The following is a 24,000-nucleotide window of genomic DNA, read 5'->3' as shown; positions in this document are numbered from 1 at the left end:
TCCAAGCCGTGGTCATGGCCCTGGCGGTTGTCCGCGAGGCGCGAGGGAGTGGTTGAGGGAAGGTGTCTGCCAGCAAGCTGTCCCTGCGCCTTCAAGAGGTGCGAGCCGGCTCAAACGAGGGTTCGTAGAGCTTGATGAGGTCATACAGGAGCATGCGCAATCCCTGGCGGCAGTCTGGACCACCATCTTCCCACTGCCAGCCGCTTCTGAACCAAGGCCCGGAACGCTTCAGGGGAGGGAGCTGGTCCCGTTCGCTTGTGCCTGCACTGGTTGCATCGGGCATGCGCGGCCACCACATTCCCGGATACGTCTCGGCCCCCATCCTGCTGGGCGACCAGGTGCTCCGCGGTGCATTGAAAGGCTCGAGCCTTGCTGGGCTTCAGCCCGAGCTCTGAAGGAGCTGCGAGCCACATCGGCAGGCCGCAGTAGTAGCAGCGGCCGAACTGGGCATGGAAGGCAGACGTGCGGAGGGATTTGCGGCGTTTGGTCGTCATGGATGGCTCCGGAATCGAAAAAAGATTCCCGCGCCCCCATTGGGTGGACCTCGGGCACCCGGAGCCTATTGGCTATGCGGGCACAACACCGACGCTTCTGCGACCGGCGATTGCTTTTTAGCTCACTCGTGCCCTCGGTGCAAGCGCTTGGGTTGGCCCCTGCAACTCTTGTTGCCCGATCCTCTTGCGGAAATAGATTTATCGAGTATTGGTGAAGCAAGCCCAATCCGGGCCACTTTCCCTTTCCCTAAATCCGAGGAGGATTTTTCATGCGCAAGACCCTTTCTTTTTCTCTGGCCTTGATGGCCGCGTTTTCTGCCGCTTCGGCCTCCGCCGCCGACGTCACCGAAGACTTGATGATTTCTGCGACCGTGAACAACGAGTGCAGCCTGCTCGTGACCCAGCTGGGCGGCGGTGAATACAACGGTTTGGCGTCCGGCACGCAGGGTTATTCCAACGGCGCGTTGCTGGTTCGCTGCAACCAAGGCACCGCCTTCAGCATCGTGCCCGGCGACGGGTTGAACTACGGCGCCGCGATTGCTCGTCCCAATCACCGCGCCGTGTCCGATGGGGCCGGAAACTTCGTCGCCTACGGCCTCTTCAAAGATCCCGGTGCCAGCCAAGTGTGGGGCAGTGGGGCCGATGCTTGGGAGGGCGTGGGAACCGGTGAGCAGCAGATGATCGGCATCGGTTATGCCTTCTACGATTTGAACAAGGTGCCCGGTGGAACCTTCTCCGACACCATCGCCGTAACCCTGACTTATTGATCCTCAACCGTTTCCCTTAAAGCCCCCGGAAATCCTCGGGGGTTTTCTTTTGGGGGTGGGTTGACAACTTTGAATGTTTTGGTTGGATCAAAGGAGGTGATCGGTTTGGAGGAGTGATGTTGAAGCGTTTGTTGGCCGTTTCGTTGTGCTCATTGTTCGCCGTGCCTGCGTGGGCGGGCAACGTGTCGCTATTTCCCACAAGCATCGTGGCCCCGGCTGGAGAAAAGGCAGGGGCGTTGACCTTGGAAAACCATGGGGAAACCCCCGAGCGCTTTCAGGTGACGGTGCTGGACTGGTCCCAAGATCCCAGCGGGCAGGACGTGACCGGCCCCGCCAAGGCGGTGATCGCGGCACCGTCCATTGTCGAAATCCCGCCTGGGTCCCGCCGGGCCGTGCGGTTGGTGCGCACCCAAGGCATCGGCACGCCGGGCTACTACCGCGTGCTGCTGCGCCAGTTGCCCCAGCCGTCCACGGCGGGCCAGGTGCAGTTGTTGATCCACCAGAACCTGCCGGTGGGGTTTGAAGACGCCAAGGCCGGTCCTCCGGTGCTCACGGCCCGCTTCACCGCCGACGGCCTTCTGCTGACCAACACCGGTTCGACCGCCGCGCGCCTGATCGCCGTCGGTCCTCAAGGCATGCCGGCATGGCGCGAAGGGGCGTTGGGATGGGTATTGCCGGGGCAGAGCAAGCACGTGGAGCTCAAGCCTGGTCTCAAGGCGTCCACGCTCTCAATCACGGTCAACGGGGCTCCCGTCGTCGTCCCCGTGAACTGAGGGCGACACGTGCGGCGGGGAAGCGTCCTGGGCCTCGCGCTGGCCCTGTCCATTGGCAGCGCGCACGCGGCCATCCCAGACGGGGTGGAGCCGGTGCTGGCCGCGCCGATCCAGGCCAACGGGCTGCCCGCGAAGGACCCCGTGTTGCTCTGGCAGCAAAGTGGGGCCTGGGTGGCCGAATCCACGACCTGGCAGCAGCTCGGCGTGACCCTTCGCCCGGGCGAGGAGGGCCAGGACCTGACCGACCAAGCCTTGGGCGTGACCGTGGCTTACACCCCCGAGAACGCCACCGTCCAGCTCACCATTCCGGCTGACCGCAAGCCGGCGCAGCAGCTCAGCCAGCACGGCACTCCGGTTTCTCAGGTGTCGCCCGCCATCGGGGGCGTCTTGGTCAACTACAACCTCGCCACCCAGATTGCAGGCGGCCAACAAGCCACGTCCTTGGCACTGGACGCGCGCACCGGAGGGCGTTGGGGCGCGGTCTCCACCACCGGGCAGCTCAACCAATCCCCCAACGGGTTTGGCATGCGCCGCGGCATGACCGCTTGGCAGAAAGACGACCTGCCGCGCCAACGGACTTGGCAAGCCGGCGATGTCTACGCCACGCCCCGCATCGGCCCCGTGGCGCTGGGCGGCATTCGACTCGCGAAGGACCCGGCAGCACTGGATCCGCTCACGCCGACGTGGCCCGTCCCGACCTTGGGGGGCATCGCGTTGGATCCGGGGCAGGTCAAGGTCCTGTCCAACCAGGCCGAAATCACACGCCAAGACGTCAAGGCCGGCCCCTTCACCGTGGACGGTCGAAACGTGGCCCTGGGGGCCAGCCAAACGGATGTAGTGGTGCGTGACGCCTACGGCCGGGAAACTGCCGTTTCCACTGCACGGCTCTACGTGGCCCCAACCCTGCTGCGTCCCGGGCTCTCCGCGTGGGAAATCGCGGCGGGACAAGTCCGCGAAGACGAAAACCGCTACGGCACGGCCGGCGTCAGCGCGTCGTGGGCCAAGGGCGTCAACGACCGCTGGACCATCCGAGCCGGTGGTCAGGTGGACGAGAACGGCAAGGGCAACGTCACCGTGGGTTCCACCTGGGCCCCGGGCACTTGGGGCGTTTTCGATGGCGAGGTGGGCCGCTCAAGCCAAGGTGGAACGCGCTGGGCGGCCAGCTACGACTACCGCGGCCCCAAGCTGGGCGTTCGATTGGAACACGAAGAGAACGAAGGCTTCTGGCGCCTGCAGAGCACCTACGCCACACCCATTGCCTCGCGCACCCAAGCCTCCGTGTTCTACCGCCCGGATCGCCGCTTCACTGTGCGTGGCATCTACAGTGCCATCGACACGGGGCGCTCCAGCCTGGCCTTCGCTTCCTTGGGCGTGAGCGCGAACCTGGGCACTGCAGGCCAGGTGTCCGCCAACGTGCTCCGAGACCTCCAAGGCGACGATCTTCAAGTGTCCGCCAGCTACACCTACCGCTTCGGCAGCAAGGCCAGCGTGGGCGTTCGGGCCCGCCAGGCCCCAGGCCAGGATGCCCTGACCACCCGAGCGACCTACCGCACCGAGGGCGGCCTTCGCTTGGCGGCAGAGCACACCGAGGGCGATCAGGGCAGCACCCGGGCCACGGCGGATGCCATGACGCGTTACGGCGACGCCCGGATCATGGTGGACCACTACGACGGGCAAACCCAGGTGGCGGCCAACTTCTCCGGCGCCGTGTTCCTGGACCACCGCGGCGTGGCCTTCGGGCGACCCGCCTACGCCAGCTTCGCCGTGGTGGATGTGCCGGGCCAGGCGGGCTTGCCGGTGCGGGTCAACGGAGCGCCGGTCGGCCAGACCAACAAGCAAGGCCGCGTGTTGGTGACCGACGTTCCCTCCCTGCTACCCACCACCGTCAGCCTCAAGGACAAGGAGCTGCCGGTGGGCGTGGAGATCGGGGAGACCGAAAAGCAATCCGTGGCGCCCCGCCAAGGCGGTGTGCGGGTGACCTTCCCCGTGCTGACGCAGAACGCCCGGGCCTTCATCCTGACAGGTCCGATCATCGCGCCGGGCACCGTCGCGTCCACGCCGAACGAACAAGCCATGGTCGGCTACGACGGAGCCCTTTACCTAGAACACCCTGAGCCGGGGATGGCCGTCGAGGTTTCCGGCGTGTGCAAAGCCGTGTTGCCGTCGCCACTGCCGGGCGTGGACGAAGTGGCGAAGTTAAGGTGCAACTAGCCGCTCAGGTCTCCCTCGCGAGTAGGCGGCACCCCTAGCACCCTTGCCTTTGCAGCAATGACTGCGCAAACGGTCGACCCACAAGCTGGGCAAACCGCAGGCTTGAGAAGCCTCTCTGGCAAGATAGGAACGATGGCCTCGCATTCGCAGCGCAGCCCCAAGGCTTCGACCTTCTGCACCCGCCGCTCCGGGTCCCCCTTGATGGCCAAATAGCTCGAGTTGCACTTGGTATTCGGGCAGAAAACGGGCTTGTCCCCCGCTTGCTCGGCCGGGCCGAGAATGAGCACATGGCCGCAGTCGACGCATTTGCCCGTCGCGAGATCCTTGCTGGCAGCGATCAGCGTCGAGCTCGCAACCTCTTCCAGCTCAGCGATGAGAACACGGAGCCTTTCGATCTTCGGCCGTGCGTTCGTCAGATCTTTGCGCAGATGGAGAAAGCTCCCCAACGAGTTGTAGTAACTGCGAAACTTGCCCCAAGGAATGCGCTTGGCCTCGCCGATCGGCAAGAAATCCTTGTCCTTGAAAGCGGCCTTCAAGTCACTTGAGGCAAAATCGAGGTCTTTGGGCGGTGGCGTTACCGAGATGGAGAAGCTGGCCGTTTGATCAGAGTTCGGATCGAAGGCGGCCAGCATTTTGATGATCTGGTCCGGTCGCCACTCGCGAGCAAGCTCGGTGGAAACGTCTTCACCATATGCAGCCAAGTTCTGATACGCCACGGATTCCAGGCAGAATCGTAGTTCCAGCGCGGCGTAGATCAATGACGCGTCATCGCCCCTGCTGATTAGTTCTTTAGCCGTGCTTAAACGTTCCGCGATGTTGTAAAGGGCCATAATCAAAGGTTACTCGATTGGAACTCGGGATCAAGTTAACAGCCGCCTGTAGGCGCTATCTCACAACGCGATTGCCTAAATGCGTGGGCGGGACTAAAGTTCGTGGAGGGGGGGATGGCCAGACAAGTTGAGAAGGAGCGCCCAATGCCCATCAGGGCCGTGGTGTATGTCAGCGAGGCATCCGACGCGTTGCGCGGCGATCTGCTTGGCCTCCGGAGCGGCAAGCTCCAGGAGCTGGTCGACGACGCAACTCGATTTAACCGGGACGCAGGTGTCAGTGGGGTGCTCTTGTTCGACGGGACGCGCTTCGTCCAATACTTGGAGGGCCCCCCGGACGGGTTGGACGTGGTGTTCTCAAGGGTGCTCGGTGCTTCGAGCCATCACGACCTGATCGAGCTGCAAAGCGGGACGATCATGGATCGCCGCTTGCCTTATTGGCCTATGCGCTGGTTGCCTGTGGAAGTTAAAGAGCTGAGCGAGGTCGCAGTGGGCGACTGGACCGGTTTCAAGGTGCGGGGGGATGGAGAAGCGTTGAACGCAACGGCGATCGACCGGCTGCTGTTCCTAGTGAGCAGACGCGCACTGGTAGGAAGATGAACCAGTGGCGACCGCCTGGCCGCGCAAGGAATCCGCCCCCCTACGTGCAGCCCAAGTCTTCGTGGATCGCCGTAACAAGCTGTCGGAAGCGGTAAGGCTTCGGGAGAAATCGAACCGTCTCGGGCAGCGGGGGCAGCTGCGAGCGTTGAAGGCCAGACGCGAGCATGACGCGGGCCTGGGGTTGAGCAACCGCGGCTTCCGCCGCGACCTCCAGCCCGTCGGCGCTGTCTGGCATGTTGAAGTCGGTCACTACCACCGCGAACCTGGCGTCGCCGCGCAGGAGGACGAGGGCCTCATCCCCGTTGCTGGCGGGAGTGACTTGGAAGCCCTGAGAGGTCAGAGCCTCTACGACGACGCTGCGGAGATCGTCTTCGTCTTCAACAAACAACACGTGGATCGGCATCTCAATGCTCTGGTGCGGGGAAGCAAAGGCTAACGCGGGTTCCCTTCCCAAGCTCGCTCTGGAGCTCGGTGAACCCGCCGGACTGGGCCGTGAAGCCAAACACTTGGCTCAAGCCCAGCCCGCTGCCCCTTCCAATGGGTTTGGTGGTGAAAAACGGTTCAAATACCCTGGCCTGCTGGTCCGCCTCAATCCCTGAACCGTCGTCTCGGATGCTCAGGCAGATGTAAGGTCTTTCACTGGTGTTGGGCAACGTAGGATCACGGGTTTGCCGCGCAGAGGCCGTGATGAGGATCGTTCCGCCCTTCGGCATGGCGTCGCGGCTGTTGCACACCAGGTTAAGGATTGCGGCCTCCAGCTGTGCCTTGTCCAGCGACAGGGTCGGAAGGCCCCGGGAAACTTCGACGGTCAATGCGATCGCGTCGCCGGCGGAGCGGCGCAGCATCGCTTCGCATTCGGCCATCAAGGCGGCCAAGTCGACTGCCTCTGGCACCAAGGTTTGTCCCTTGCCGAAGGTCAGCAACTGCCGAGTCAGAAGGGCCCCGCGCTCGGCGGCCCGCTGCGCGGTATCGATGAGCTTGGCCACGCCTCCGTTTTTCACCCGCAGGCTGATGAGGTCTAAACAGTTGGCCACGATGGTCAACAGGTTGTTGAAATCGTGGGCCAAGCCGAGCGTGAACTTGCCGATGGCCTCCATCTTCTGCGCCTGCAGGAGATCGCGCTGGGCTTGGAGCAGCTGCTCCTGCGCTTCGTGGCGCTGGGTGATGTCGCGGGTGATTTTGGCAAACCCCACCAGTTCCCCGTCTTCCCAGATGGGATCGATCACGACGCTGGCACGAAAGCGGGTCCCGTCCTGCCGCAATCGCCAGCCCTCGGCGACGTAGCGCCCTTCTAAGGCCGCGGTCCGCAGGTTTCGCTCTGGTAGGCCGGCTTGGGCCTCCTCGGGCAGGTAGAAGCGGGAAAAGTTGGTGCCGACCACGTCGGCAGCCTGGTAGCCCTTGATTCGTTGCCCACCCGGGTTCCAGGTCTGGATCACCCCGCTGGGGTCGAGCATGTATAGGGCGTAGTCGGTGACGGAGTTCACCAGCAGGGCAAACTGCCGGCTCTCGTCCCTCAAATCGGTTTTCGCTTTCGCTGGTTGGTTCATGGGTCATCCTCTCGGCAGGGCCACCGAAGGGCGACAGAGTGCGCAGTGTAGAAGAGCGACGGCCGTCATCCTTTTGCGCCCTCTTAACAAATCGGGCGAGCCCTCGGGCCACACTGTCCAATCGTGGCACATCCACTCAGAGCGCTTGTAGGGAGAAAGTCATGGGATTGGACGGCAAAGCAGTAAGGGTTCTTCTTGTAGAGGACGAACCCACTCTCATGATGGTCTTGGAGCAGGCCATTGCCCAAGTCGGCTACGACGTCTCCAAGACGGCCGAAGATTTGCCCACAGCCTTGGCATGCGCCGAGGAGGCGGCCTTCGATGTTGCGGTGCTGGACGTCAACTTGAACGGGGTCGAGTCTTACCCCGTGGCCGATCGCTTGGTCGAGTTGGGGGTGCCGTTCCTGTTTACGACCGGCCTTGGGGCCAGCCGGCTGCCCGAACGCTTCAAAGGCACGCCCTTCCTTGAAAAGCCGTTCCGCCTGAAAGAGATCGCCGCCGCCCTCCAGTCCCTTTGCCACGAACTGGAGGTTCACTGAGTTTCCGGGCCTTGGGCGCCGGTCGGGACCTTCGGGTCCCTTTTTTTATTTCAGCGGGGCCTCGACCTGCTGGTAGGTTCCCACAGTCTTGCTCATGCCCAGAATGTGGCCCTTCGCGGCCTTTAGCACTTCGTCCCGCGTCGCGCCGGCCTTCAGATCAAGCACGGTGTCCAAGGCCAACAGCTGGAAGTGGTAATGGTGCGGTGGATCGCCCACAGGCGGTTTGGGGCCGAAATAGCCCACCGATCCTCGGCTGTTCGCCCCCTGCAGCATTCCCTCCGGTTTCAGAAGCCGCGGATCGACCGGCAGGCCCTCGGGCAGCGATTGCTCGGTGGCTGGGATGTTGTAAGCGACCCAGTGAACGAAGGGTTTGACGTTGGCTGCATCCGGATCCTCCATGATCAGCGCATAGGACTTGGCACCAGGCATCGGGCTCCAAGAAAGAGCGGGCGATGCATCGTCGTGATACGCGCTGAAGCGGGGAGGCAATGCTTGGCCCGAGGAAAACGCCGGGGAGCGGAACTCGAACGTGGCGGCTTTGCCGATCCGATCCTTGGCCAACGGCACGCCCGAGCCTTGATTGACTTGGGCCATCAAGGGCCCGCTAGGCACTGCGGTCGCGGGGGAGGCGGACGCTTGGCCTGGGCCGTAAGTCACTCTGTAGATGACGCCGTTGGCATCGTCGCCGACCAAAAGTGCACCGCCCTTCGTCATCGCCAGACCGACGGGCCTTGCGATATGCGCCTGGCCGTTGTCGACCAGGAAGCCGGTCAAGAAGGGCTCAAACCCGACCGGCTTGCCGGCGTTGAAACGAACCCGCACCACCTCGTAGCCCGACGCAGGCTTGCGGTTCCAGGAACCGCGCATCGTCACGAAGGCGTCCCCCCGGTAAGCTGCCGGAAACTGCTGGCCGGTGTAGAACAGCATCTGCATGGGGGCCGCGTGGGCTGTGTAGCCGAGCACCATGGGCTCGCTTGTCGCCGCCCATTGCTGTTTGCTGATCTGCCCTGGCGGTGTGCTCTGGGGATTCACCCCGTCCTTGCCCCAGATGTGGGGCCAACCATACTTCTTTCCTTTCTGAATGCGGTTGAGCTCCTCGGGCTGCTCATCGTTGCCCAAGTAGTCGATGCCGTGATCCATCCCCCACAGCTCCCCCGTTTTGGAGTCCCAAGCAAAGCCGATGGTGTTCCGCAGGCCGCTGGCAAAGATGGACCGGCTCTTGCCATCCGGCGAGGACCTCAGCAGCGCCGCATGCTCGGGATTGGTCTCGTTGCACGCGTTACAGGACGAGCCCACGCTGATGTAGAGCATCTCATCAGGGCCAAAGGCCAGCGTGCGGTTGGGGTGCTGACCGCCATCGGGCAGGTCGTTGATGATCCGTTCCTCTGGACCCAACGTCCCGTCCGGGTGTATGGGGGCGCGATACACGTCGTTGGCCGTGGCGACATACAGCTGCCCGTTGGCGATGGCCAGCCCGTGCGCTCCTGGACGTGAGAAGACCACCTTCGGTTCGGCGTCCAAGGCTCCGTCTTCATTGGCATCCTCCAGCAACAGCACGTCGCCTTGATCTCGACGTGAGACATAAATCCGCCCATCTGGTCCCACGGCGATGATCCGGGGATTTTGAAGGCCTTGCGCCAAGGGACGCACTTGGAAGCCACTGGGCACCGTCAGGGCCTGAACGCGCTCGGGCGTCGCCTCCACCTTGGCGGGTTTGAACGTGTGGACGTTGGCTTGGACGTCGGTTCCGTCCCCCTGCTGAGCGAAGGCGAGGGAGGGGGCCAAGAAGACGAGCAAAAGCGCGGAACGGGTCATGAGGATGGCCTGGCGCTGAGGAGCGTTCAGCATGTGGCGGGAGCGGTCAATGGCCTGCGAATGCGTTGCATGCGCGCCGTTCACCACGAGGGCCATCGATCTCCAGGCCCACGCACCGCCGGTCTGAGATGCTCCGCCGTTCGCCAAGCCTTCACTCGGGGATCGCTTGATCCGCATCCCAGCCTCGATACGGTAAGGCTTCGCCCGACACGAGAGGAAGACATCCATGGCAGAGCTCAAAGAGAACCTGTTGGACTGGCTGCGCGACGCACACGCGATGGAACAGCAAGCCGAAACCATGCTGAAGGGGCAGGCTTCGCGGATCGAGCACTACCCAGTGCTGAAGGCGCGCATTGAAGAGCACATTCAGGAAACCATTGGCCAGCGCGAACGGCTGGAAGGGTGCATCAAGCGCTTGGGCGGCTCGCCGTCGACCCTCAAGGACGTGATGGGCAAGATGGCAGCCTTCGGTCAGGCCGTCGGCGGCATGACGGCCTCCGACGAGATCGTCAAAGGCGCGATGGCCGGTTACGTCTTCGAGCATTTCGAGATCGCCTCCTACACGGCCCTGATCGCCGCAGCGAAGACGGTGGGCGATGCAGAAACGGCCCGGATCTGCGAAGAAATCCTCGTGCAGGAAGAGGCGATGGCCGACTGGCTGGCGGCCCACCTGCCCGAGGTGACCGAAGAGTTCATGGTGCGCGACGCCACGCCGGGCGTCGAAGCCAAAAAGTAACCGCTGCGCCGCGCCGGCCGGGTTCACGCCCCGCCGCCGCGGCCGGGCCTACAACGAAAGGCCCTAGGATTGGAGGCGGCTGGCATGCCCAGGCCCATCTGGAGTGGTTCGTTGTCCTTCGGGCTGCTCAACGTTCCGGTGTCCCTCATGTCCGGCGAGCGTCGCATGGATCTGAGCTTTCGCATGTTGGACGCACGAAACAAAAAGCCCATTCGCTACGAGCGGGTCAACGCCGAAACCGGCGAAGAAGTGCCTTGGAAGGACATCGTCAAAGCCTTTGAATACGACAAGGGCAGCTACGTCGTCATAGAGAAAGAAGACATCGCCGCGGCCGCCCCCGAGACGCACGAGTCCATCGACGTGGAGGCCTTTGTCGACGCCGAGAGCATCGGGCTGAGGTTCTTCGAAAAGCCCTACATCTTGGTGCCCGGCAAGAAGGCCGAAAAGGGCTATGTCCTGCTCCGAGAGACCCTGAAGGAAACCGGCAAGGTGGGCATCGCCAGGGTGGTCATCCGCACGCGCGAATACATTTGCGCGGTGATGCCCGAAGGCGATGCGTTGATCATGATCCTGCTTCGCTACCCGCAGGAGTTGGTGGCTCCGGACGAATACAAACTGCCGCAGGGGGGGGCGTCGGACTACCGGGTTGCGCCCAAAGAGCTCGAAATGGCCAAGCAGCTGATTGAGAGCATGACCTCTGACTGGGAGCCGGACAGCTACCAGGACGAGTTCCGCGAGCGCCTGTCCGACATCATCAAGAAGCGGGTCAAGCAGGCCGGTGCCACGACGACGTTTGAGGAACCGGAGCACCGCGATGACTCGGCGACCAACGTGGTGGACTTCATGGCGCTGCTCCAGAAGAGCTTGGAAACCAACAAGCGCACCCCGGCGAAAGCAACGCCGGTGAAGACCGCCTCCAAGCCCTCCACCAAAGACAGCAAGCCTGCCAAGAAGGCCGCCGTTAAGAAGGCCCCAGCAAAGAAAGCCGCAAAGAAGTCCCCCGCCAAGAAGGCTCGAAAGAGCGCCTGATCACCCAAGGAGATTCTCATGAGCGACGACAAGAAGAACACCGGCAGCCCGGACCGCGACCGCATCAACGTCAACGAAGACTACGAGCTCCAGTATTGGACCAAGGCGCTGGGCGTGTCCGCCGACGAGCTCCGGGCCGCCGTCAAAGCCGTGGGCCCCACCGCTGCGGCCGTTCGCAAGCACTTGGGCAAGTAACGAGGAGCCGTCATGTCCTTGGTCGAATACCGCCGCAAGCGCCGCTTTGACCAGACCAAGGAGCCGGAACCTGGCAAAGCGCTGCCCCAAGGGCAGCGCGCCATTTTCGTGGTCCAACTCCACCACGCCAGCCGCCGGCACTACGACTTCCGGCTGCAAATCGGCGACGCCCTGAAGAGTTGGGCCGTCCCCAAAGGCCCCAGTTACGACCCCAAGGTCAAGCGCATGGCCGTGGAAGTAGAAGACCATCCCGTCGACTACGCCAGCTTCGAAGGCGAGATCCCCAAAGGGCAATACGGCGGTGGGCACGTGGCCCAGTTTGATCACGGCGTCTGGGCCACCCAAGGAGACCCAGAGGCACAACTTGCCAAGGGTCACCTGCGCTTCGAGCTGTTTGGCACCAAGCTCAAAGGCGGGTGGCACCTGGTCCGCTCCGGCAAGCCTGCCCGTCAGCCGCAGTGGCTGTTGTTCAAGGACGACGATGCGTATGCGAGCGATCTGGAAGCGGACGATCTGCTCGCCGATGTGTCGGCGGCCCCAACGGCAGACATCAAGAGGGCCGGCGGCGGTAAAGCCGACAAGAAGAAGCTCAAAGCCCTCCCTGCAAAGCGTGCGCGACGGAAGAACTGGGCCAAGAAGGCCTTGGCCCTGCCCAAAGCGAAAGAGGCGGCCCCGCCTTCCGGCCCCTTCGTGCCCCAGTTGGCCAAGCTGGGGGACGCCCCACCGCAGGGCGACCAATGGGTCCATGAGATCAAGTGGGACGGGTATCGGATCCTCGCAACGGTCGCCGATGGGGCCGTCCGGCTCTGGTCCCGGAACGCGTTGGAGTGGACCGACAAGATCCCCGAGATACGCGACGCAGTAGCGGCATTGGGCCTCACTTCTGCGGCTTTGGATGGCGAACTCATCGCCGGATCGGGCACCAAGGAGGACTTCAACCTGCTCCAGGCGACATTGTCCGGGGAGCGGCAAGGCGCGCTGGCCTACGCGCTCTTCGACCTGCTGCACATCGATGGCGTGGACGTGGCCGCAGCACCTCTGTTGGAGCGTAAGGCGCTCCTGCAGGAGCTGCTGGAGGGCCAAGCCGGCCATTTGGCCTTCAGCTCTCACGTCCAAGGCGACGGCAACGAGGCCTACCGCCTGGCGGGCGAACAGCACTTTGAAGGCATCATTTCCAAGCGCGCCGATCGCGGCTACCACACCGGCCGCAGCGACGACTGGCGCAAGACCAAGCAGCTGGCCAGCGATGAGTTCGCAGTGGTGGGCTATACGGCCCCCAAAGGAAGCCGCAGCGGCTTTGGCTCGCTCCTTCTGGCCAAACCTGACCCCAAACACGGTTGGCTCTACGTGGGCCGGGTGGGCACCGGGTTCTCCGACGCGTTGATCAAGGACGTGAGCAAGAGGATCCAAGGGGGAGGCAAGAAGCCGACGGCCTACGTGCCCACGGAGGACACCGATCTCCGGGCCGCTACTTGGTTCGAGCCGCGCTTTGTGGTGGAGGTGTTCTATCGCGGCATCGGCGGACAGCAACTGCTGCGCCAGGCTTCCTTGAAAGCCGTGAGGGCCGACAAGGACGTGGCCGATCTGACCGACTCAGACCGCGCCCCGGTAAAGGGCGGCCGCGGGAAGCGGGCATCGGCGGTGTCTTCTGCCCGCAAGACCGCCCCAACGCCTCAAGCCGATCGCATGCCGCCCAAGCTGTCCTCCCCGAGCAAGGTCCTTTTCCCTGGCGACGGCTATACCAAGCAAGACGTTTGGGATTACTACTCGGCGGTCATGGATCACCTGCTCCCAGAGGTGATCAATCGGCCCCTCTCGATCATTCGCTGCCCCGCCGGCACCGGCAAGCCTTGCTTCTTCCAGAAGCACCACACCGCCGGGCTGGAGCTGGTGGACTCGGTCAAGTTGAAGGAGGACAGCGGCATCAACGCCCACTACCTCGTAGTGCGCGACGCGGCCAGCTTGCTGGAGCTGGTCCAGTTCAATGCCCTGGAGTTCCATCCGTGGGGAAGCCACGCGGAGGAGCCCGACCGGGCGGATCGGGTCGTGTTCGACCTGGATCCCTGCCCGGACGTGCCCTTCGCCGAAGTGAAAAGGGCCGCCACCGATATCCGGGAGCTTTTGGTCCAGCTGGAGTTGGAGTCCTTCCTTCGGGTATCCGGAGGCAAGGGCCTGCATGTCGTGGTGCCCCTCAACCCGGGGTGCGACTGGGACCTGACCAAGCGCTTCGCCAAAGGATTCGCCGACGCGCTGGCCCAGTCGGAACCTCAGCGGTTCTTGGCCACCGCCACCAAGGCCCTGCGAAACAAGCGGATATTCGTCGATTACCTCCGCAACGGACGAGGAGCCACCGCCGTGGCGTCCTATTCACTGCGAGGGAGGCCTGGCGCTCCGGTGGCCATGCCCTTGGCGTGGAGTGAGCTGGCCAAGCTCAAGCGGGCTGACGCGTTCACGATCAAGGACGTGCCGGGCAAGCTGAAACGTCGCCGCAAGGATCCCTGGGAGGGCATCGATGCGTTGAAGCAGAACTTGTCGAAATGGGCCCGAAACGACTAGCCGCTATCCCCGCGGTCGTGTCCGAGCGTAGACGGGAAGACGCGAGCGTCGTTGGCAGCTGCCGAGCACGTGATGAGCACGCGGGCTTGATGCCGGCTCCTGTCCAATGAGCCTCATGCAGTGCGATGCTCCCGCTCCGACCCCGGTGACCGTCTGGACCATCGGGCATTCCACTCGACCTTGGGACGAGTTCTTACACCTGCTGTTCGCACAAGGCATCTCGGCGATCGCGGACGTGCGTCGTTTCCCAGGATCGCGTCGTCACCCTTGGTTCGCATCCGAGCAGATGGCTAAAACGCTGCCAGCGCACGGCGTGGAGTATCTTTGGATTCCTGAACTGGGCGGGCGGCGCAAGGTGCAGCCGGATTCGCCCAATGGTGCGTGGGACAACGCCGCGTTTCAGGGCTACGCAGACCACATGGCGACCGCCGAGTTCGCCGGCGGGCTATCGAAGGTGCTTGCACTGGGGGGCGAACATCGGACCGCGCTGATGTGCGCGGAGGCACCGTGGTGGCGTTGCCACCGACGTCTCATCTCCGACCTGCTGACGCACCGGGGCCATGAGGTGCTGCACATCGTGTCCCACGCCGAACCCAAACCGCATCCGCTGAACCCGATGGCGCAGGCCGTCGGGCCAGCGCTTGTCTACCCACCGGCTCAGACGGAGCTGTTCTGAACCAACCAGTAGGGCGATCGCGTGTCGGGCCCGCCCGGCGCATTTTCTCCCTATCGAAGCTATGCGGACATGTCGGCTGCCTTGCAGTTGGCGCGCGCTTGCCGCACGGTGTTGTTGATAGACGACGGGCAGCCGCGCAACCCTGCCTGAATCGGCTTAGGCGGTCGTCCCTGGTCCCAGCTTCAGGTAATGGATCGGAGGCTGCCCCGTCAGAAAGTTGGCGTTCTCCTGAGGGATTCAGACTGGCTTTCGATCTTCATGTCTGCCATGAAGTAGTCTGGGATGGATGGTGAAGCGCAGGTTAGAAAACGATGCAAGGGGGAGGGGAGTGAGGAGTGCTCAGTATGATTCGCTTTGCAGCGCGCTCGATAGGATACATGGACAGCAAGCGCTGACGGATTTCGCCTCGGATTGGGGCCTCCACCGCAGTCCCAGCGAGGATGGCACAGTGGAGGTATGGAAAGGCGCGGCGATGGGGGCCGGCGTTGAGATCTTGTTGCTTCCGCCCGTGTCCGCTTCCAGCGACTGGGCCATCTCGACGCTGGTCACGGTCGGAGGCCGGGTCGAGCATGTCAGGCGGCGTCCGTTTCGGATCTGACGAAGAGTGGCTGCTAAACGCCTACCACGGCTTTCCTTGGTGCAGCCAATACTGGGTCAGCAGGGAGGCGGTGCGTCGGTTCGTCGACGTCGACGCCAAGCCAGGATCTGTCCCACCACGGCCGTGAGCAGCAGCAGGGCATTGGTCACCACAAACACCGTTGACCCCAAAAGTGCACTGTAGGCGGTGAACAGGGTCGACGCGGTCATCTGACCGACAAACAGCCATTTGGAGACCGTTTCCGGATGGGGAGACTGCCACTGTTTGATCATTTGCCGGACCAACGTGGCTATCAACACGGCGGTTGCAGTCCAGCCAAGAACATCAGGATGCATGGCCGCTCACCCGTCCTTTGGGTCGTGGACAGTTGAACCGTCTTGGCCGTGCGCCGGGCGCTTATGAGGCTCCTCAATGATTTCCTTGTTGAGGATGCGAACCTCGCCCACCATCAGCAGGCGCATGTCGCGCACGATGTAGTCGGCCAACGCCTTATCGGTGATGTCATCACCGGCGATGTCCAGCCGGAAGCCTTGGCCCTGAATCCCGCCCCCGTTGCTGAAATCAATCTCGAAATCAAAGCACACCCGCTTCTCCATGTTGCCCTCTCCATCGGTGAGATTGGGCGGCACTGAAGGGCCGCTTGCTACGCTAAAGGCGATCATCGGCGTAAGGGGGCAGCCCACAACTGGCCCCATGCCCGGATCTGAGGGCAGGCTCACTGCCGTTCCCGCTTTCGGCGGTCGTAGAGTTTCATGTCTGCGCGATTGATGGTATCGGCCACCGATTCCGAGGGCCGACCAATGGCGCAACCGCCGGAAAAGCGGATCGGTGCCTCGCCGGCGCGCTCGTGGTAGGTGTCCTCCAACACGCTCAGCCGTTCCAACGTCGCATCGGGGACGAACACGAGGAACTCGTCGCCCCCGAGCCGAACCACCGCTTCCTCGCCTTGGAGCGGGGCGGACAGGAAAGCCACGAAGTCGACCAGCACCTTGTCGCCTTGGGCGTGGCCTTGGGTGTCGTTGACTTCTTTGAAGTGGTCCAAGTCAAACACCAGACAGCCCCACCCATCGAACTGCTGGTGGGCCAGATCGGCCAAGTAGCGACGGTTGAACGCTCGGGTGAGCGGGTCGCGGGTCGCCAAGTCGTGGAGCTGCTGCTCAGTCGTGATGTCTTGCGCGTGGCCCAGCACGTAGGGCGGTTGGGCTTCTGTGTCCAGCACGTTGTGATACGCCCAGAAGCGGCGCGATCCGTCGCGGGCCACCAGCTCCATCATGCCCGAGTCGCTCTCGTTTTCCCGGATGCGATCCAAGTAAGCCTTGAACGCGTCCTGCTTGCTCTGGGGAATGAGCTCGGCCAGCGATCGGCCGACGACGTCACCCTCCGAGAGACCCAGTGAGTGCGAGGCCGCAGGGTTGACCGACGTGACCGTCCCGTCCAAGGAATGCGTGCAGATGAGGCCGAGGCTGTGTTGGAACAGCCTGCGGTAGCGTGCCTCGCTATGCGCCAAGGCCTCGACCGCCGCCCGTTGCTCCGTCACGTCTTGGATCGCGCCGATCAATCGGGCACCGGTTTCGGTCTCTTCCCGCTGGCCCACCACGTGGACCCACGTGCGCTCCCCCGAAAGCTTGCTGGACGGAAGGGTCAAATCGATGGGCACACCCGATGAGATACAGTCTTCCAGGGCGGCCTCCAGCCGCTGCCGTGCGCCTTCCGGACACAGGGCAATCGCCGTGTCCAGGCCGGGCACCGCGTCGTCAGAGACGTCATGGATCCTCCGGGTCTCCTTGGTCCATTTGACTTCTCCAGTTCCAAGCACCAGCTCCCACCCTCCGACCTTGGCCAGTGCATTGGTGCGCTCCAGAAAGAACTGGCTTCTCTGAAAACGCCGTTGCAAGGCCTGGGATTCGCTGACCCGCTCAAGAAGGCGAGCGCGCTGCTGCATGCCGACTGCGGCGGCCTGGGCCAAGCATGACAGGGCTGCTCCCTGCTCCGCTGAGATCGTTCCCGGGTTTGGGCTGAGCAGGCAAAGCGTTCCCACGTTCTGGCCATTGGCGCTGATGGGCGCGCCGACATAGTGGCGGACGAAAGGAGGACCCAAGACCAACGGGTTGGTCGAAAAGCGGGCATCCTGGCCGGCGTCTGCCACCTCAAACGGCTCATCGGACTGGATGGCCCAGGTGCAGAAGGCAATGTCGCGGGGCGTCTCGTCCACACCGGGAAGGCCTATCTGGGCCTTGAACCATTGGCGGTCCCCGTCCACCAAGGAGATCAGGGCGACCGGCATGCCCGTCATGTTTCTCGCGGCCCGCATCAGCGCATCGAAAAAGGGCTCGGGGTCGGAATCCAGGATCCGCAACGACTCCAGAGCAAACTGACGGGCGGCCTCAGCCATCGGTCACCTCTATCACGGTAGGCTACCGCTCTAGCTTAGTCAGGGAATGCGTGTTGGGCCGGTGAACCCTACAGTATGGCCCTCCGCCATCGCGCCTCCGCTCCGCACCACGCTAAGCATTGCTCCCGCTGTCCAAAGCTTTGCCGGCGCCCGGTAGCCCTTGGACATTGCGGCATTGCATGGTGGAAGGTGGGGGTGGGCACGGTCAGTCCCCCGCAACCGCCGAGGCCTGCTCCAGTGGTCGGCGTACGGCATCCCCTCAGTGACTCTTGAGGGTCAACCTCCGTGGCAGTTGCCACGGGAGAGCCGGGGTTGGGCCGTTGAGGGTTTACAGTAATCTCGCAAAACGGCAGGATCGGGGTTTGACCAACCCCAAGGGAAAGCCGTGGCATTGACGCTTGAACAAATCCGAAAGAAAAAGGCCGAGGCCGAGGCTTTACTGGCCGAAATGGAAAAGGCTGAAGGCGATGCGCTTGCGGCCGAAGCCGGGGCCAGCTTTGCAGGGGTCTACGAGACTTTGCAGCAGTTTGCGCAGCATTACACGACGAAGCAGAAGAACGATCTGAAGGCGCTGCTTGAGCCACGCAAGGCGGTTTCCGCGAGCGCTGGCATCAGTCGCGCCCCGAAGTTCCAGATCCCGGATGGGACCACGTGGGCTGGCACCGGGCGGCAGCCGAAGGCCTTCCTTGCGTGGGCCGAAACTGCTGAAGGCAAGGCGTGGAAAAAGAAGCACCCGGACCAAGAATGGCCGGCGCACCCGTATAAGGCCTGACCGGCATTACAGCGTTGCAGATAGAGCCCCGGGAAACCGGGGCTTTTTTTTTGAGCGAGGGGTTGGAGGCAAAGAGCAAAAGCGGCCAAAGCAAGAGCCGGCGGCGCTGCCGCCGAGTCTGGGGAGTGAAAGGCGGCGAAAAGCGGCAACGGCTTCCGCCGTGCCTTGGGCTTTACGGGAAGTGTGATGTGATGCAAAGGTTTCCTAAAACTGCTTTTGCCCCGTCAATCTTGAACTTTAGCTAAGAAATGATCGGATAAACCTATTGCGATTTGTTTCTGCTGCCCTAATCTGGATTTGTAAAGATGAGATAACTCCTTTCTATAAATCGGGATTTAGACATGGGTATTCAAGCTATTGCTTACGACAAGTCGGAGCGCTTCTGATGAGATGGAAGTTCGTAAGGCAGACCGTGGTTCCCGGGCGCATCTATGGCTTCAAAGAAGGGGTGTTTGTCGTGGTGAATGAAGATTTCACCGACTCTTGGAACATGGTTTTTTCAAAGGGCGGGGCAGAAGAGAAGGCCAAGCAATACGCTGCGGAGAGGAACGCGAATAATGGGCTTGCTTGAACGCCGCCGCCGCTACTTTGCCTACGAGCGCCGATCCGGGGGCACGTGCTACTTCGACAGGGATATGCATGCCCACCTGCAGCGGTATCCGCACACCATCGGCCATTACCAGCTCACGCGCTTCCTGGGCACCTCCGCGTTGCTGACCGCTGAAGAGGCGGCCGCCCAGGGCTGGATGGCTAAGCCCAGTCGGAGGACCGCATGAGAAGGCGCTACGTCCTCTGGCCCTCACAAGCAGGGTTCGAATGAAAGAGTTGATTGAAATCGAGAACGCCGGTTACCGCCACCGGGTCAAATACATGTGCGACTCAGAAGATGGCTTTGGCGTAGTGACTCGCCAGGAATACAGCTACCTCAAAGATGGGATTGTGGTCTGGAGTCAAGAGTTTCCGGCGGGCGTTTCGTTTCGCGAGATGGCCCTCGTTTTTATGGATTCGGGGTTGTATGTAAGAGCAGACCTGAAGGAGAAGAGGAGGAGCGGATGAGCCGCTACACGCTACAACCCAAGCGGAACAACATGCCACTTGTGGAGACCATCCACGAAACGTGGATTGACGCGCCTAGCAAAGCCGCGTTTCAAGCCCTGGCCGCCGCGCAAGGCCTGAGCATGCGCGCTGCACTGGCCCAGCTCATCGAGCAACACGCCCAGATTCGAGAACCGTTTTCCCCTCGACGCCCCACGCCTTGGACCGGAGAGGCGGCGAAGGGGCGAGAGCGCTACAAAACCGCGCTCCCCAGTGTGCAGGTGGCTCCCCAGGTCGCCATGGCCCTGCTCATCGACGCCAACCGAATCGGCATTCGTCAGCCAGAAGCCGTTCGCCAGTTGGTCTGGCGATGCATCCAATCCAGCGCCTGACGAATCGGACTGCCTTTTGCGGGCATGGGGCCAAGGACAGCCACGCGGACGCTGGGGCGGAAGCCCCGGCCCTGGGCCTTTCCTCCCCGAAGGGGGCTTTTCAGGCGCGGCCCCGGGCCGCGTTCTTTTGAGATCTAGGAGAGAGAAGGCAACGGCAAAAGTGGCTCAAAGCAAAAGCGCATTGGGGAAAGGGCAGGTGGGGCCTCGGCTTCCGCCGGGCCCGACGCGGGGCTGGGAATGTGAGGTGTTTCAAGGTTTTTGTATTTTCTGCGTCTGCTCATCATTTTTGTTTTTTAGTCAGAAAAATGTAGGGTTAATCTATTGCGAAAAGTTGGTTTTCTTTTACCTTGAGATCAGAGAAGGGCGCCGATGCTCTTTAACCAAAGGAAACCCCATGTTGACGTTCTTTGCTTTTTGCCTCTTGGCTGGATTGGTCGCCGGACTGGCCATTGCTGACCGACTGGATGCGCTCTGATGAATACCCGCAGCCAAACCCAAGCGCCCGCCCGGTCCTCCGTCGCCACCACCTCAGCGCTCCTGCGATTCCTGTTCGACGCCATGTCGGGGATGGGGGCGGCCAAGCTGGGATGGGAGATGGTCACCGACCCCAAGGCCAAGCTGTCGGACATCGCCCTCGGCGTGCCGCTTTGCCTGGCTCCTCCAACGATTGCGGCCACCTGGGCGCTTTGCTTGTTCGGCATCGCCCAACACCACCAACTTTTTTGAAACCCGAACCCCTGACAACCACGGAGGACCCCGCTCGTGCGCAAACTTTTCAACAAACTGCTCAACATCGCCCTTTTTGGCATGGTTCTGTTCGCCCTGGACCAAGTCCCGGAACGCCTGGATCGCATGTCGCAAACCGCCCAGAACCTGGTTCAGCAGGTGGGCTACTCGGGCCCCATGCAGGGCATCCCCTCGGGCGTGCCAGACGGTTACGAGTTCTGATGACCCCCGCACCCTGGCCATCGTCGGAGCTCGTTCGCCTCGCATGGAGCGATAGGCTCGTCTCACGTCTCTGAAGGCGCAGCGACGTGCGCGGCAGCCAGGGCGGCCGCCAGATCACGGTTCAGTGCTCGCGCTTCTGCCCGCAGTTCGCTCCAGTTCGGTGTCCCGACCGGGCCTTGGCCACGGACCGACGCGAGCCAAGCATGGGATCGCAGCCTGGTCGCCTCCGCGGCTGGCGTCGAGGGCCTGAGGGCGTCCAACGCTGCCAACTGGATTTCCAGAAGGTTGATGTCCATCAGCGCCTGCAACTGCTCCGGTGCCATCGGGCTTGGCGCATCCCGCCGCAGCCACCAGCGTCGAAGTCGTTTCAGCATGTCTCCTCTTCCCTGAGATCGTTGACGTTACTCGGGAGGATCGATGTCCACGCCGCGGCTCTGGGCGTAATCCCTCACCTTCTTCAGCAGCTCTCGCTGCTGCTCTGGGTCAAGCCGCGACATCACCAACAACGTCTCCGCCATGAGATCGTTGGTGGCATGGAAATAGGCGACCGGCAAGCCCAGCGCTTGGGCCAGCTTTTCCATCGTGGCTGGATCCGGCACCCGATCTCCTCTCTCGTAACGAGAAATCCTGGGAGCGGCGGAGTTCTCCTCGTCCAACCCAAGCACGGCTCCCAACTCTGCTTGCGTCAGGCCCTTGGCCAGCCGGGCCTCGCGTAAGCGGCGGCCAAACGTGTGAGCTGGGGCGAGAGGGGCAGGCATGGGCGATCACGAACCGGGAACAATCCCTCAGTCTGCCGCTTCCCATGCTGCACCGCATTTGCCAAAATGGCAAACAAGGCCATGGTGGCCGGGATCAGGGGGATGCATGAAGCAAGCGATTGCAGCCGTGGCCGTGTGCCTAGCGTTGGCCAGCGGCACCGCCACCGCTCAGCACGGCATTCTGGGAAAGATTGGCAAGGGGTTGATGCAGGCGGGGAAAGATGCAGCCTCCGCGCCTGCGACCAAGCGTTACTTGGAACCCGCCGGCACTTATTGGGACGACGGCGACCCTCCGATGCTCGACGGCTACACCCGGATCCGGTGGGGCTTGGCGGCCACCGCGTCGGGTGGTCACAAGATGTGCGAAGAAGACCTCTTTGCCCAAGCCAAGGCCGGCGCGGCGCTGACACCGGCCATGCGGGCCCACTGCATCGGCTCATGGGGGCACCAGTTCAAACGCATAGGCCTGCAGGGCGACCCGGCGTCTGCGTTTGAGGCCAAGGCGCGGCAGATCGCCTCTACCGATGCGTTCTACCTGCGGCCCTACATCGACGTGGAGATCGACCCCAAGACCAACATTCTCCACGCCTACGTGCTGGTCATGAACCACGACTGGTATCCCCGCTCGCCTGACTTTCTTCCGACGGCCGTTATCGGCCCTTCGCCGTTGGGCAAGGGCAGTGCGGTGGTCGGGGTCGAGCATGGCGGGCGCTACCACGCCGCGCTGCGATTGAAGCCGGAAGACGCGGCCGAGCTGCGACGGGTGGGGCGCGACGCCGCGGGAGACCGAATCTTTTTCAAGGTCGTGGAGGGCAGGTTGAAGCCCAACGGCCTGCCCGACATCGTTCTCCAAATCGACCGGCTGGAGATCGGCTACAAGACCCAGAACATCGGCATCACCCCCTCCAAAGACAAGGACGCATGACATGAAGCACGCACTGATCGTGGCCGCAGCAGCGGCACTTTTGACCCTGACCGCCTGCTCTGGTGACAAGGGCCCCTCAAAGGAGGACGGGGTGAAGGTCGTGGAAGGCTTTTTCACCGAGCAGGGGAGGCAGGCAACCCTCCAGCGCTCTTGGCGGTTTGAAGTCACCGACGCGGGCGGCTTGGATCTCGACTGCGAGAAGAAGCCCAATGGGGATCAAGAATGCATGGTGGGCGGGTCGGTAAAAGCGCAGGGGTCCATCGGTGGCCAGCCCACCAAGCCCGAGCCAAGCACCCTCAAGCCGAAGCTGCGTGCACTGTTCCGCCCGCAGGGCGAGGGCTGGCAAGTGGTCGAAGTGACCGACGAAGGGACGTCTGCGGGCTAAACGGGCCGCAGTCCGCCGCTTGACTGCACGCCGGTCCCGATCAAGCGTGCAGCCATCCAACAGGGGAGGACCATATGAACCGCTATCCGCCGCAGCAAGTTGTGTATGCGCCGCCGGGCCCATCCGCGCTGATCCTCCCGAGCGTCATCTTGGGTCCGTTGGGCCTGGTTGGGCTGGCGGCCGGCCTGGAGGTGATGAAGCGCGACTTCTTCATTGGCCTGGTCTGTTGTGTGCCCGGTGCGCTCGTCTTCGCGTTTTTGGCATTTTGCCTGGCGCTCCACATCCGGGCTCAGCGGCTCTGGGACTGGCACGTCCGCACGGGGCGGATGCCGTATTTTCGGAAGCACGGCTTCCTGAAAGGGGCGCTGCTCGGGGGAGGGTTGGGCGTGGTGACGGTGGTGGCGGCTGCCGTTCTGGGGTTCAAGTATGCAGAGCATCCCGTGTATGGAGAGGTGGCCACGATGGCGTTCTACGGCGCGTGGCTGTATGGCGTGTTCTTGATCGGGGTGCTGGCCGTGGTGTTCGGGTGGGCCAAGCGGGCTTGGGATAGGTCCGCTTGGCCTTCAAGCTAAGTGCCGTTAGTTCGCGAGCGAGTATTTATATGCGTCTATACTCAAGTTCAGGGAAGATCCCTTGGAACTAGAAGGCACGCATGGAAAAGGAAAGACTCAAGGACGGGTATATCGTGGTCAATGCGACTGCTGAGCGTCTGCACCCCGGAGATGCCATTGAATACCCGTTCCCGGGTTCTACGACGCGTTAGGCCGTTGTAACAGACGTGCGGCGAGCCGCGGACGGAGGTGTGGAACTCCACATGGCCCAGGGCAAACTTCACTTGCGAGCGACCATGTCTGCACGGTTCGACTGGCCATGGCGAACCCGGATATTTTGGCTGGAATGTTTTTCCGCAGAGAGGGCCTAGATGTGTATCAGCTGGATCAGCTCCGACGTGGCGGCTATCTGGAGATCGAGGATAGCGGTCGCGAAGTGTTGTCCGGCTACGGCAGAAGCCTGATCGGTATCAGCTGAG

31 protein-coding genes are annotated in these 24,000 nt (G+C 62.7%); 21 read left to right on the top strand and 10 right to left on the bottom strand.

Going from position 1 to position 24,000, the window contains the following annotated elements; genetic code table 11:
- Positions 1-140: 140 nt before the first annotated feature.
- Positions 141-413, bottom strand: coding sequence for an HNH endonuclease (locus ROV95_RS21450; protein WP_322888679.1), 273 nt, complete (start codon positions 411-413; stop codon positions 141-143).
- Positions 414-763: 350 nt separating this feature from the next.
- Here ROV95_RS21450 and ROV95_RS16700 point away from each other — a divergent pair, with 350 nt between their 5' ends.
- The 3 genes from ROV95_RS16700 to ROV95_RS16690 all read left to right on the top strand — a co-directional run bounded on the left by ROV95_RS16700 (position 764) and on the right by ROV95_RS16690 (position 4,245).
- Positions 764-1,261, top strand: a complete 498-nt coding sequence (locus ROV95_RS16700) for a spore coat U domain-containing protein (protein ID WP_077684466.1) — start codon at positions 764-766, stop codon at positions 1,259-1,261.
- Between the two features lie 116 nt (positions 1,262-1,377).
- The gene (locus tag ROV95_RS16695; protein WP_024957530.1) at positions 1,378-2,034 is read left to right on the top strand and encodes a fimbria/pilus periplasmic chaperone; all 657 of its coding nucleotides are present in this window, start codon (positions 1,378-1,380) and stop codon (positions 2,032-2,034) included.
- 9 nt (positions 2,035-2,043) lie between these two features.
- Positions 2,044-4,245: a fimbria/pilus outer membrane usher protein gene (locus ROV95_RS16690; protein WP_024957531.1), complete on the top strand. Its 2,202-nt coding sequence runs from the start codon at positions 2,044-2,046 to the stop codon at positions 4,243-4,245.
- Here the strand turns inward: ROV95_RS16690 and ROV95_RS16685 are convergent.
- Positions 4,242-5,075, bottom strand: coding sequence for a hypothetical protein (locus tag ROV95_RS16685; RefSeq protein WP_024957532.1), 834 nt, complete (start codon positions 5,073-5,075; stop codon positions 4,242-4,244). The two genes, ROV95_RS16690 and ROV95_RS16685, sit on opposite strands and share 4 nt — an antisense overlap.
- Before the next feature lie 144 nt (positions 5,076-5,219).
- Here ROV95_RS16685 and ROV95_RS16680 point away from each other — a divergent pair, with 144 nt between their 5' ends.
- The gene (locus tag ROV95_RS16680) at positions 5,220-5,672 is read left to right on the top strand and encodes a BLUF domain-containing protein (RefSeq protein WP_024957533.1); all 453 of its coding nucleotides are present in this window, start codon (positions 5,220-5,222) and stop codon (positions 5,670-5,672) included.
- A 40-nt stretch (positions 5,673-5,712) separates the two neighbouring features.
- Here ROV95_RS16680 and ROV95_RS16675 read toward each other — a convergent pair whose 3' ends face one another.
- Both ROV95_RS16675 and ROV95_RS16670 read right to left on the bottom strand, forming a co-directional pair.
- Positions 5,713-6,075: a response regulator gene (locus ROV95_RS16675; RefSeq protein ID WP_024957534.1), complete on the bottom strand. Its 363-nt coding sequence runs from the start codon at positions 6,073-6,075 to the stop codon at positions 5,713-5,715.
- Between the two features lies 1 nt (position 6,076).
- Entirely contained in the window at positions 6,077-7,219 is a 1,143-nt protein-coding gene (locus tag ROV95_RS16670) for a PAS domain-containing sensor histidine kinase (protein ID WP_008267080.1), read from the bottom strand.
- Positions 7,220-7,380: 161 nt separating this feature from the next.
- On the opposite strand from ROV95_RS16670, the gene ROV95_RS16665 reads away from it, so the two are divergent.
- Positions 7,381-7,758 carry a response regulator gene (locus ROV95_RS16665; protein WP_065427875.1) on the top strand — a complete coding sequence of 126 codons (378 nt, stop codon included), beginning with the start codon at positions 7,381-7,383 and terminating at the stop codon, positions 7,756-7,758.
- 45 nt (positions 7,759-7,803) lie between these two features.
- Here ROV95_RS16665 and ROV95_RS16660 read toward each other — a convergent pair whose 3' ends face one another.
- The gene (locus tag ROV95_RS16660; protein ID WP_197585899.1) at positions 7,804-9,669 is read right to left on the bottom strand and encodes a YbhB/YbcL family Raf kinase inhibitor-like protein; all 1,866 of its coding nucleotides are present in this window, start codon (positions 9,667-9,669) and stop codon (positions 7,804-7,806) included.
- Positions 9,670-9,799: 130 nt separating this feature from the next.
- On the opposite strand from ROV95_RS16660, the gene ROV95_RS16655 reads away from it, so the two are divergent.
- From ROV95_RS16655 to ROV95_RS16635, 5 genes are all read left to right on the top strand, one after another.
- The gene (locus ROV95_RS16655; protein WP_024957537.1) at positions 9,800-10,309 is read left to right on the top strand and encodes a DUF892 family protein; all 510 of its coding nucleotides are present in this window, start codon (positions 9,800-9,802) and stop codon (positions 10,307-10,309) included.
- An 84-nt stretch (positions 10,310-10,393) separates the two neighbouring features.
- Positions 10,394-11,338 (top strand): Ku protein, encoded by a 945-nt coding sequence (locus ROV95_RS16650; protein WP_049419341.1) that lies wholly within the window; start codon positions 10,394-10,396, stop codon positions 11,336-11,338.
- 18 nt (positions 11,339-11,356) lie between these two features.
- Entirely contained in the window at positions 11,357-11,533 is a 177-nt protein-coding gene (locus ROV95_RS16645) for a DUF3606 domain-containing protein (protein WP_008266817.1), read from the top strand.
- Between the two features lie 12 nt (positions 11,534-11,545).
- Positions 11,546-14,089 (top strand): DNA ligase D, encoded by a 2,544-nt coding sequence (gene ligD / locus ROV95_RS16640; RefSeq protein WP_049419338.1) that lies wholly within the window; start codon positions 11,546-11,548, stop codon positions 14,087-14,089.
- A gap of 106 nt (positions 14,090-14,195) precedes the next feature.
- The gene (locus ROV95_RS16635) at positions 14,196-14,765 is read left to right on the top strand and encodes a DUF488 domain-containing protein (protein ID WP_024957540.1); all 570 of its coding nucleotides are present in this window, start codon (positions 14,196-14,198) and stop codon (positions 14,763-14,765) included.
- A 654-nt stretch (positions 14,766-15,419) separates the two neighbouring features.
- Here ROV95_RS16635 and ROV95_RS16630 read toward each other — a convergent pair.
- The 3 genes from ROV95_RS16630 to ROV95_RS16620 are packed head-to-tail and all read right to left on the bottom strand — an operon-like array spanning position 15,420 to position 17,755.
- Positions 15,420-15,698, bottom strand: a complete 279-nt coding sequence (locus tag ROV95_RS16630; RefSeq protein WP_080354857.1) for a hypothetical protein — start codon at positions 15,696-15,698, stop codon at positions 15,420-15,422.
- Between the two features lie 6 nt (positions 15,699-15,704).
- The gene (locus tag ROV95_RS16625) at positions 15,705-16,082 is read right to left on the bottom strand and encodes a hypothetical protein (RefSeq protein ID WP_258390950.1); all 378 of its coding nucleotides are present in this window, start codon (positions 16,080-16,082) and stop codon (positions 15,705-15,707) included.
- Entirely contained in the window at positions 16,079-17,755 is a 1,677-nt protein-coding gene (locus ROV95_RS16620; RefSeq protein WP_099605708.1) for a PAS domain S-box protein, read from the bottom strand. The genes ROV95_RS16625 and ROV95_RS16620 overlap by 4 nt, the downstream gene beginning before the upstream one ends.
- 385 nt (positions 17,756-18,140) lie before the next feature.
- On the opposite strand from ROV95_RS16620, the gene ROV95_RS16615 reads away from it, so the two are divergent.
- From ROV95_RS16615 to ROV95_RS16585, 7 genes are all read left to right on the top strand, one after another.
- On the top strand, positions 18,141-18,527 hold the full coding sequence (locus tag ROV95_RS16615) for an H-NS family nucleoid-associated regulatory protein (RefSeq protein ID WP_049451918.1): 387 nt from the start codon (positions 18,141-18,143) through the stop codon (positions 18,525-18,527).
- A 385-nt stretch (positions 18,528-18,912) separates the two neighbouring features.
- Positions 18,913-19,098: a hypothetical protein gene (locus tag ROV95_RS16610; protein ID WP_049451917.1), complete on the top strand. Its 186-nt coding sequence runs from the start codon at positions 18,913-18,915 to the stop codon at positions 19,096-19,098.
- Entirely contained in the window at positions 19,085-19,303 is a 219-nt protein-coding gene (locus ROV95_RS16605) for a hypothetical protein (RefSeq protein WP_049419329.1), read from the top strand. The genes ROV95_RS16610 and ROV95_RS16605 overlap by 14 nt, the downstream gene beginning before the upstream one ends.
- A 40-nt stretch (positions 19,304-19,343) precedes the next feature.
- Complete coding sequence (locus ROV95_RS16600; protein WP_040008402.1) at positions 19,344-19,583, top strand: hypothetical protein; 240 nt, start codon at positions 19,344-19,346, stop codon at positions 19,581-19,583.
- Positions 19,580-19,954, top strand: coding sequence for a hypothetical protein (locus ROV95_RS16595; protein WP_049419324.1), 375 nt, complete (start codon positions 19,580-19,582; stop codon positions 19,952-19,954). The genes ROV95_RS16600 and ROV95_RS16595 overlap by 4 nt, the downstream gene beginning before the upstream one ends.
- Before the next feature lie 474 nt (positions 19,955-20,428).
- Positions 20,429-20,680 carry a hypothetical protein gene (locus ROV95_RS16590; RefSeq protein WP_049419319.1) on the top strand — a complete coding sequence of 84 codons (252 nt, stop codon included), beginning with the start codon at positions 20,429-20,431 and terminating at the stop codon, positions 20,678-20,680.
- 36 nt (positions 20,681-20,716) lie between these two features.
- Positions 20,717-20,902, top strand: a complete 186-nt coding sequence (locus ROV95_RS16585; protein WP_008268538.1) for a hypothetical protein — start codon at positions 20,717-20,719, stop codon at positions 20,900-20,902.
- Positions 20,903-20,964: 62 nt separating this feature from the next.
- On the opposite strand, the gene ROV95_RS16580 is transcribed toward ROV95_RS16585, so the two are convergent.
- Together ROV95_RS16580 and ROV95_RS16575 are read right to left on the bottom strand one after the other, a co-directional pair.
- Entirely contained in the window at positions 20,965-21,276 is a 312-nt protein-coding gene (locus ROV95_RS16580) for a hypothetical protein (protein WP_140222682.1), read from the bottom strand.
- 27 nt (positions 21,277-21,303) lie between these two features.
- Positions 21,304-21,660: a helix-turn-helix transcriptional regulator gene (locus tag ROV95_RS16575; protein ID WP_049419313.1), complete on the bottom strand. Its 357-nt coding sequence runs from the start codon at positions 21,658-21,660 to the stop codon at positions 21,304-21,306.
- A 106-nt stretch (positions 21,661-21,766) separates the two neighbouring features.
- On the opposite strand from ROV95_RS16575, the gene ROV95_RS16570 reads away from it, so the two are divergent.
- From ROV95_RS16570 to ROV95_RS16555, 4 genes are all read left to right on the top strand, one after another.
- Complete coding sequence (locus ROV95_RS16570) at positions 21,767-22,585, top strand: hypothetical protein (RefSeq protein ID WP_049419311.1); 819 nt, start codon at positions 21,767-21,769, stop codon at positions 22,583-22,585.
- A gap of 1 nt (position 22,586) precedes the next feature.
- Complete coding sequence (locus ROV95_RS16565) at positions 22,587-22,970, top strand: hypothetical protein (RefSeq protein WP_046433505.1); 384 nt, start codon at positions 22,587-22,589, stop codon at positions 22,968-22,970.
- A 74-nt stretch (positions 22,971-23,044) separates the two neighbouring features.
- The gene (locus tag ROV95_RS16560) at positions 23,045-23,542 is read left to right on the top strand and encodes a hypothetical protein (protein WP_239667460.1); all 498 of its coding nucleotides are present in this window, start codon (positions 23,045-23,047) and stop codon (positions 23,540-23,542) included.
- Between the two features lie 298 nt (positions 23,543-23,840).
- Positions 23,841-23,999, top strand: a complete 159-nt coding sequence (locus tag ROV95_RS16555; RefSeq protein WP_158230919.1) for a hypothetical protein — start codon at positions 23,841-23,843, stop codon at positions 23,997-23,999.
- Position 24,000 lies beyond the last annotated feature (1 nt).

Origin of the sequence: Stenotrophomonas maltophilia group sp. msm1 (genome assembly GCF_032025805.1) — a bacterium.
Lineage (GTDB): Bacteria > Pseudomonadota > Gammaproteobacteria > Xanthomonadales > Xanthomonadaceae > Stenotrophomonas > Stenotrophomonas hibiscicola.
Note: the sequence above shows the minus strand (reverse complement) of the source record. Positions and strands in the feature narration are given on the sequence as shown.

What these genes read in the sequence shown, in the direction of transcription:
- ROV95_RS16600 (WP_040008402.1), top strand. Translation starts at nt 19,344, where the DNA reads ATGAAAGAGTTGATTGAAATCGAGAACGCCGGTTACCGCCACCGGGTC.
- ROV95_RS16635 (WP_024957540.1), top strand. Translation starts at nt 14,196, where the DNA reads ATGAGCCTCATGCAGTGCGATGCTCCCGCTCCGACCCCGGTGACCGTC.
- ROV95_RS16610 (WP_049451917.1), top strand. Translation starts at nt 18,913, where the DNA reads ATGAGATGGAAGTTCGTAAGGCAGACCGTGGTTCCCGGGCGCATCTAT.
- ROV95_RS16590 (WP_049419319.1), top strand. Translation starts at nt 20,429, where the DNA reads ATGAATACCCGCAGCCAAACCCAAGCGCCCGCCCGGTCCTCCGTCGCC.
- ROV95_RS16630 (WP_080354857.1), bottom strand. Translation starts at nt 15,698, where the DNA reads ATGCATCCTGATGTTCTTGGCTGGACTGCAACCGCCGTGTTGATAGCC.
- ROV95_RS16565 (WP_046433505.1), top strand. Translation starts at nt 22,587, where the DNA reads ATGAAGCACGCACTGATCGTGGCCGCAGCAGCGGCACTTTTGACCCTG.
- ROV95_RS16650 (WP_049419341.1), top strand. Translation starts at nt 10,394, where the DNA reads ATGCCCAGGCCCATCTGGAGTGGTTCGTTGTCCTTCGGGCTGCTCAAC.
- ROV95_RS16655 (WP_024957537.1), top strand. Translation starts at nt 9,800, where the DNA reads ATGGCAGAGCTCAAAGAGAACCTGTTGGACTGGCTGCGCGACGCACAC.
- ROV95_RS16605 (WP_049419329.1), top strand. Translation starts at nt 19,085, where the DNA reads ATGGGCTTGCTTGAACGCCGCCGCCGCTACTTTGCCTACGAGCGCCGA.
- ROV95_RS16660 (WP_197585899.1), bottom strand. Translation starts at nt 9,669, where the DNA reads ATGGCCCTCGTGGTGAACGGCGCGCATGCAACGCATTCGCAGGCCATT.
- ROV95_RS16575 (WP_049419313.1), bottom strand. Translation starts at nt 21,660, where the DNA reads ATGCCTGCCCCTCTCGCCCCAGCTCACACGTTTGGCCGCCGCTTACGC.
- ROV95_RS16700 (WP_077684466.1), top strand. Translation starts at nt 764, where the DNA reads ATGCGCAAGACCCTTTCTTTTTCTCTGGCCTTGATGGCCGCGTTTTCT.
- ROV95_RS16665 (WP_065427875.1), top strand. Translation starts at nt 7,381, where the DNA reads ATGGGATTGGACGGCAAAGCAGTAAGGGTTCTTCTTGTAGAGGACGAA.
- ROV95_RS16620 (WP_099605708.1), bottom strand. Translation starts at nt 17,755, where the DNA reads ATGGCTGAGGCCGCCCGTCAGTTTGCTCTGGAGTCGTTGCGGATCCTG.
- ROV95_RS16595 (WP_049419324.1), top strand. Translation starts at nt 19,580, where the DNA reads ATGAGCCGCTACACGCTACAACCCAAGCGGAACAACATGCCACTTGTG.
- ROV95_RS21450 (WP_322888679.1), bottom strand. Translation starts at nt 413, where the DNA reads ATGTGGCTCGCAGCTCCTTCAGAGCTCGGGCTGAAGCCCAGCAAGGCT.
- ROV95_RS16580 (WP_140222682.1), bottom strand. Translation starts at nt 21,276, where the DNA reads ATGCTGAAACGACTTCGACGCTGGTGGCTGCGGCGGGATGCGCCAAGC.
- ROV95_RS16560 (WP_239667460.1), top strand. Translation starts at nt 23,045, where the DNA reads ATGAACCGCTATCCGCCGCAGCAAGTTGTGTATGCGCCGCCGGGCCCA.
- ROV95_RS16555 (WP_158230919.1), top strand. Translation starts at nt 23,841, where the DNA reads ATGGCGAACCCGGATATTTTGGCTGGAATGTTTTTCCGCAGAGAGGGC.
- ROV95_RS16685 (WP_024957532.1), bottom strand. Translation starts at nt 5,075, where the DNA reads ATGGCCCTTTACAACATCGCGGAACGTTTAAGCACGGCTAAAGAACTA.
- ROV95_RS16675 (WP_024957534.1), bottom strand. Translation starts at nt 6,075, where the DNA reads ATGCCGATCCACGTGTTGTTTGTTGAAGACGAAGACGATCTCCGCAGC.
- ROV95_RS16680 (WP_024957533.1), top strand. Translation starts at nt 5,220, where the DNA reads ATGCCCATCAGGGCCGTGGTGTATGTCAGCGAGGCATCCGACGCGTTG.
- ROV95_RS16645 (WP_008266817.1), top strand. Translation starts at nt 11,357, where the DNA reads ATGAGCGACGACAAGAAGAACACCGGCAGCCCGGACCGCGACCGCATC.
- ligD (WP_049419338.1), top strand. Translation starts at nt 11,546, where the DNA reads ATGTCCTTGGTCGAATACCGCCGCAAGCGCCGCTTTGACCAGACCAAG.
- ROV95_RS16570 (WP_049419311.1), top strand. Translation starts at nt 21,767, where the DNA reads ATGAAGCAAGCGATTGCAGCCGTGGCCGTGTGCCTAGCGTTGGCCAGC.
- ROV95_RS16670 (WP_008267080.1), bottom strand. Translation starts at nt 7,219, where the DNA reads ATGAACCAACCAGCGAAAGCGAAAACCGATTTGAGGGACGAGAGCCGG.
- ROV95_RS16695 (WP_024957530.1), top strand. Translation starts at nt 1,378, where the DNA reads ATGTTGAAGCGTTTGTTGGCCGTTTCGTTGTGCTCATTGTTCGCCGTG.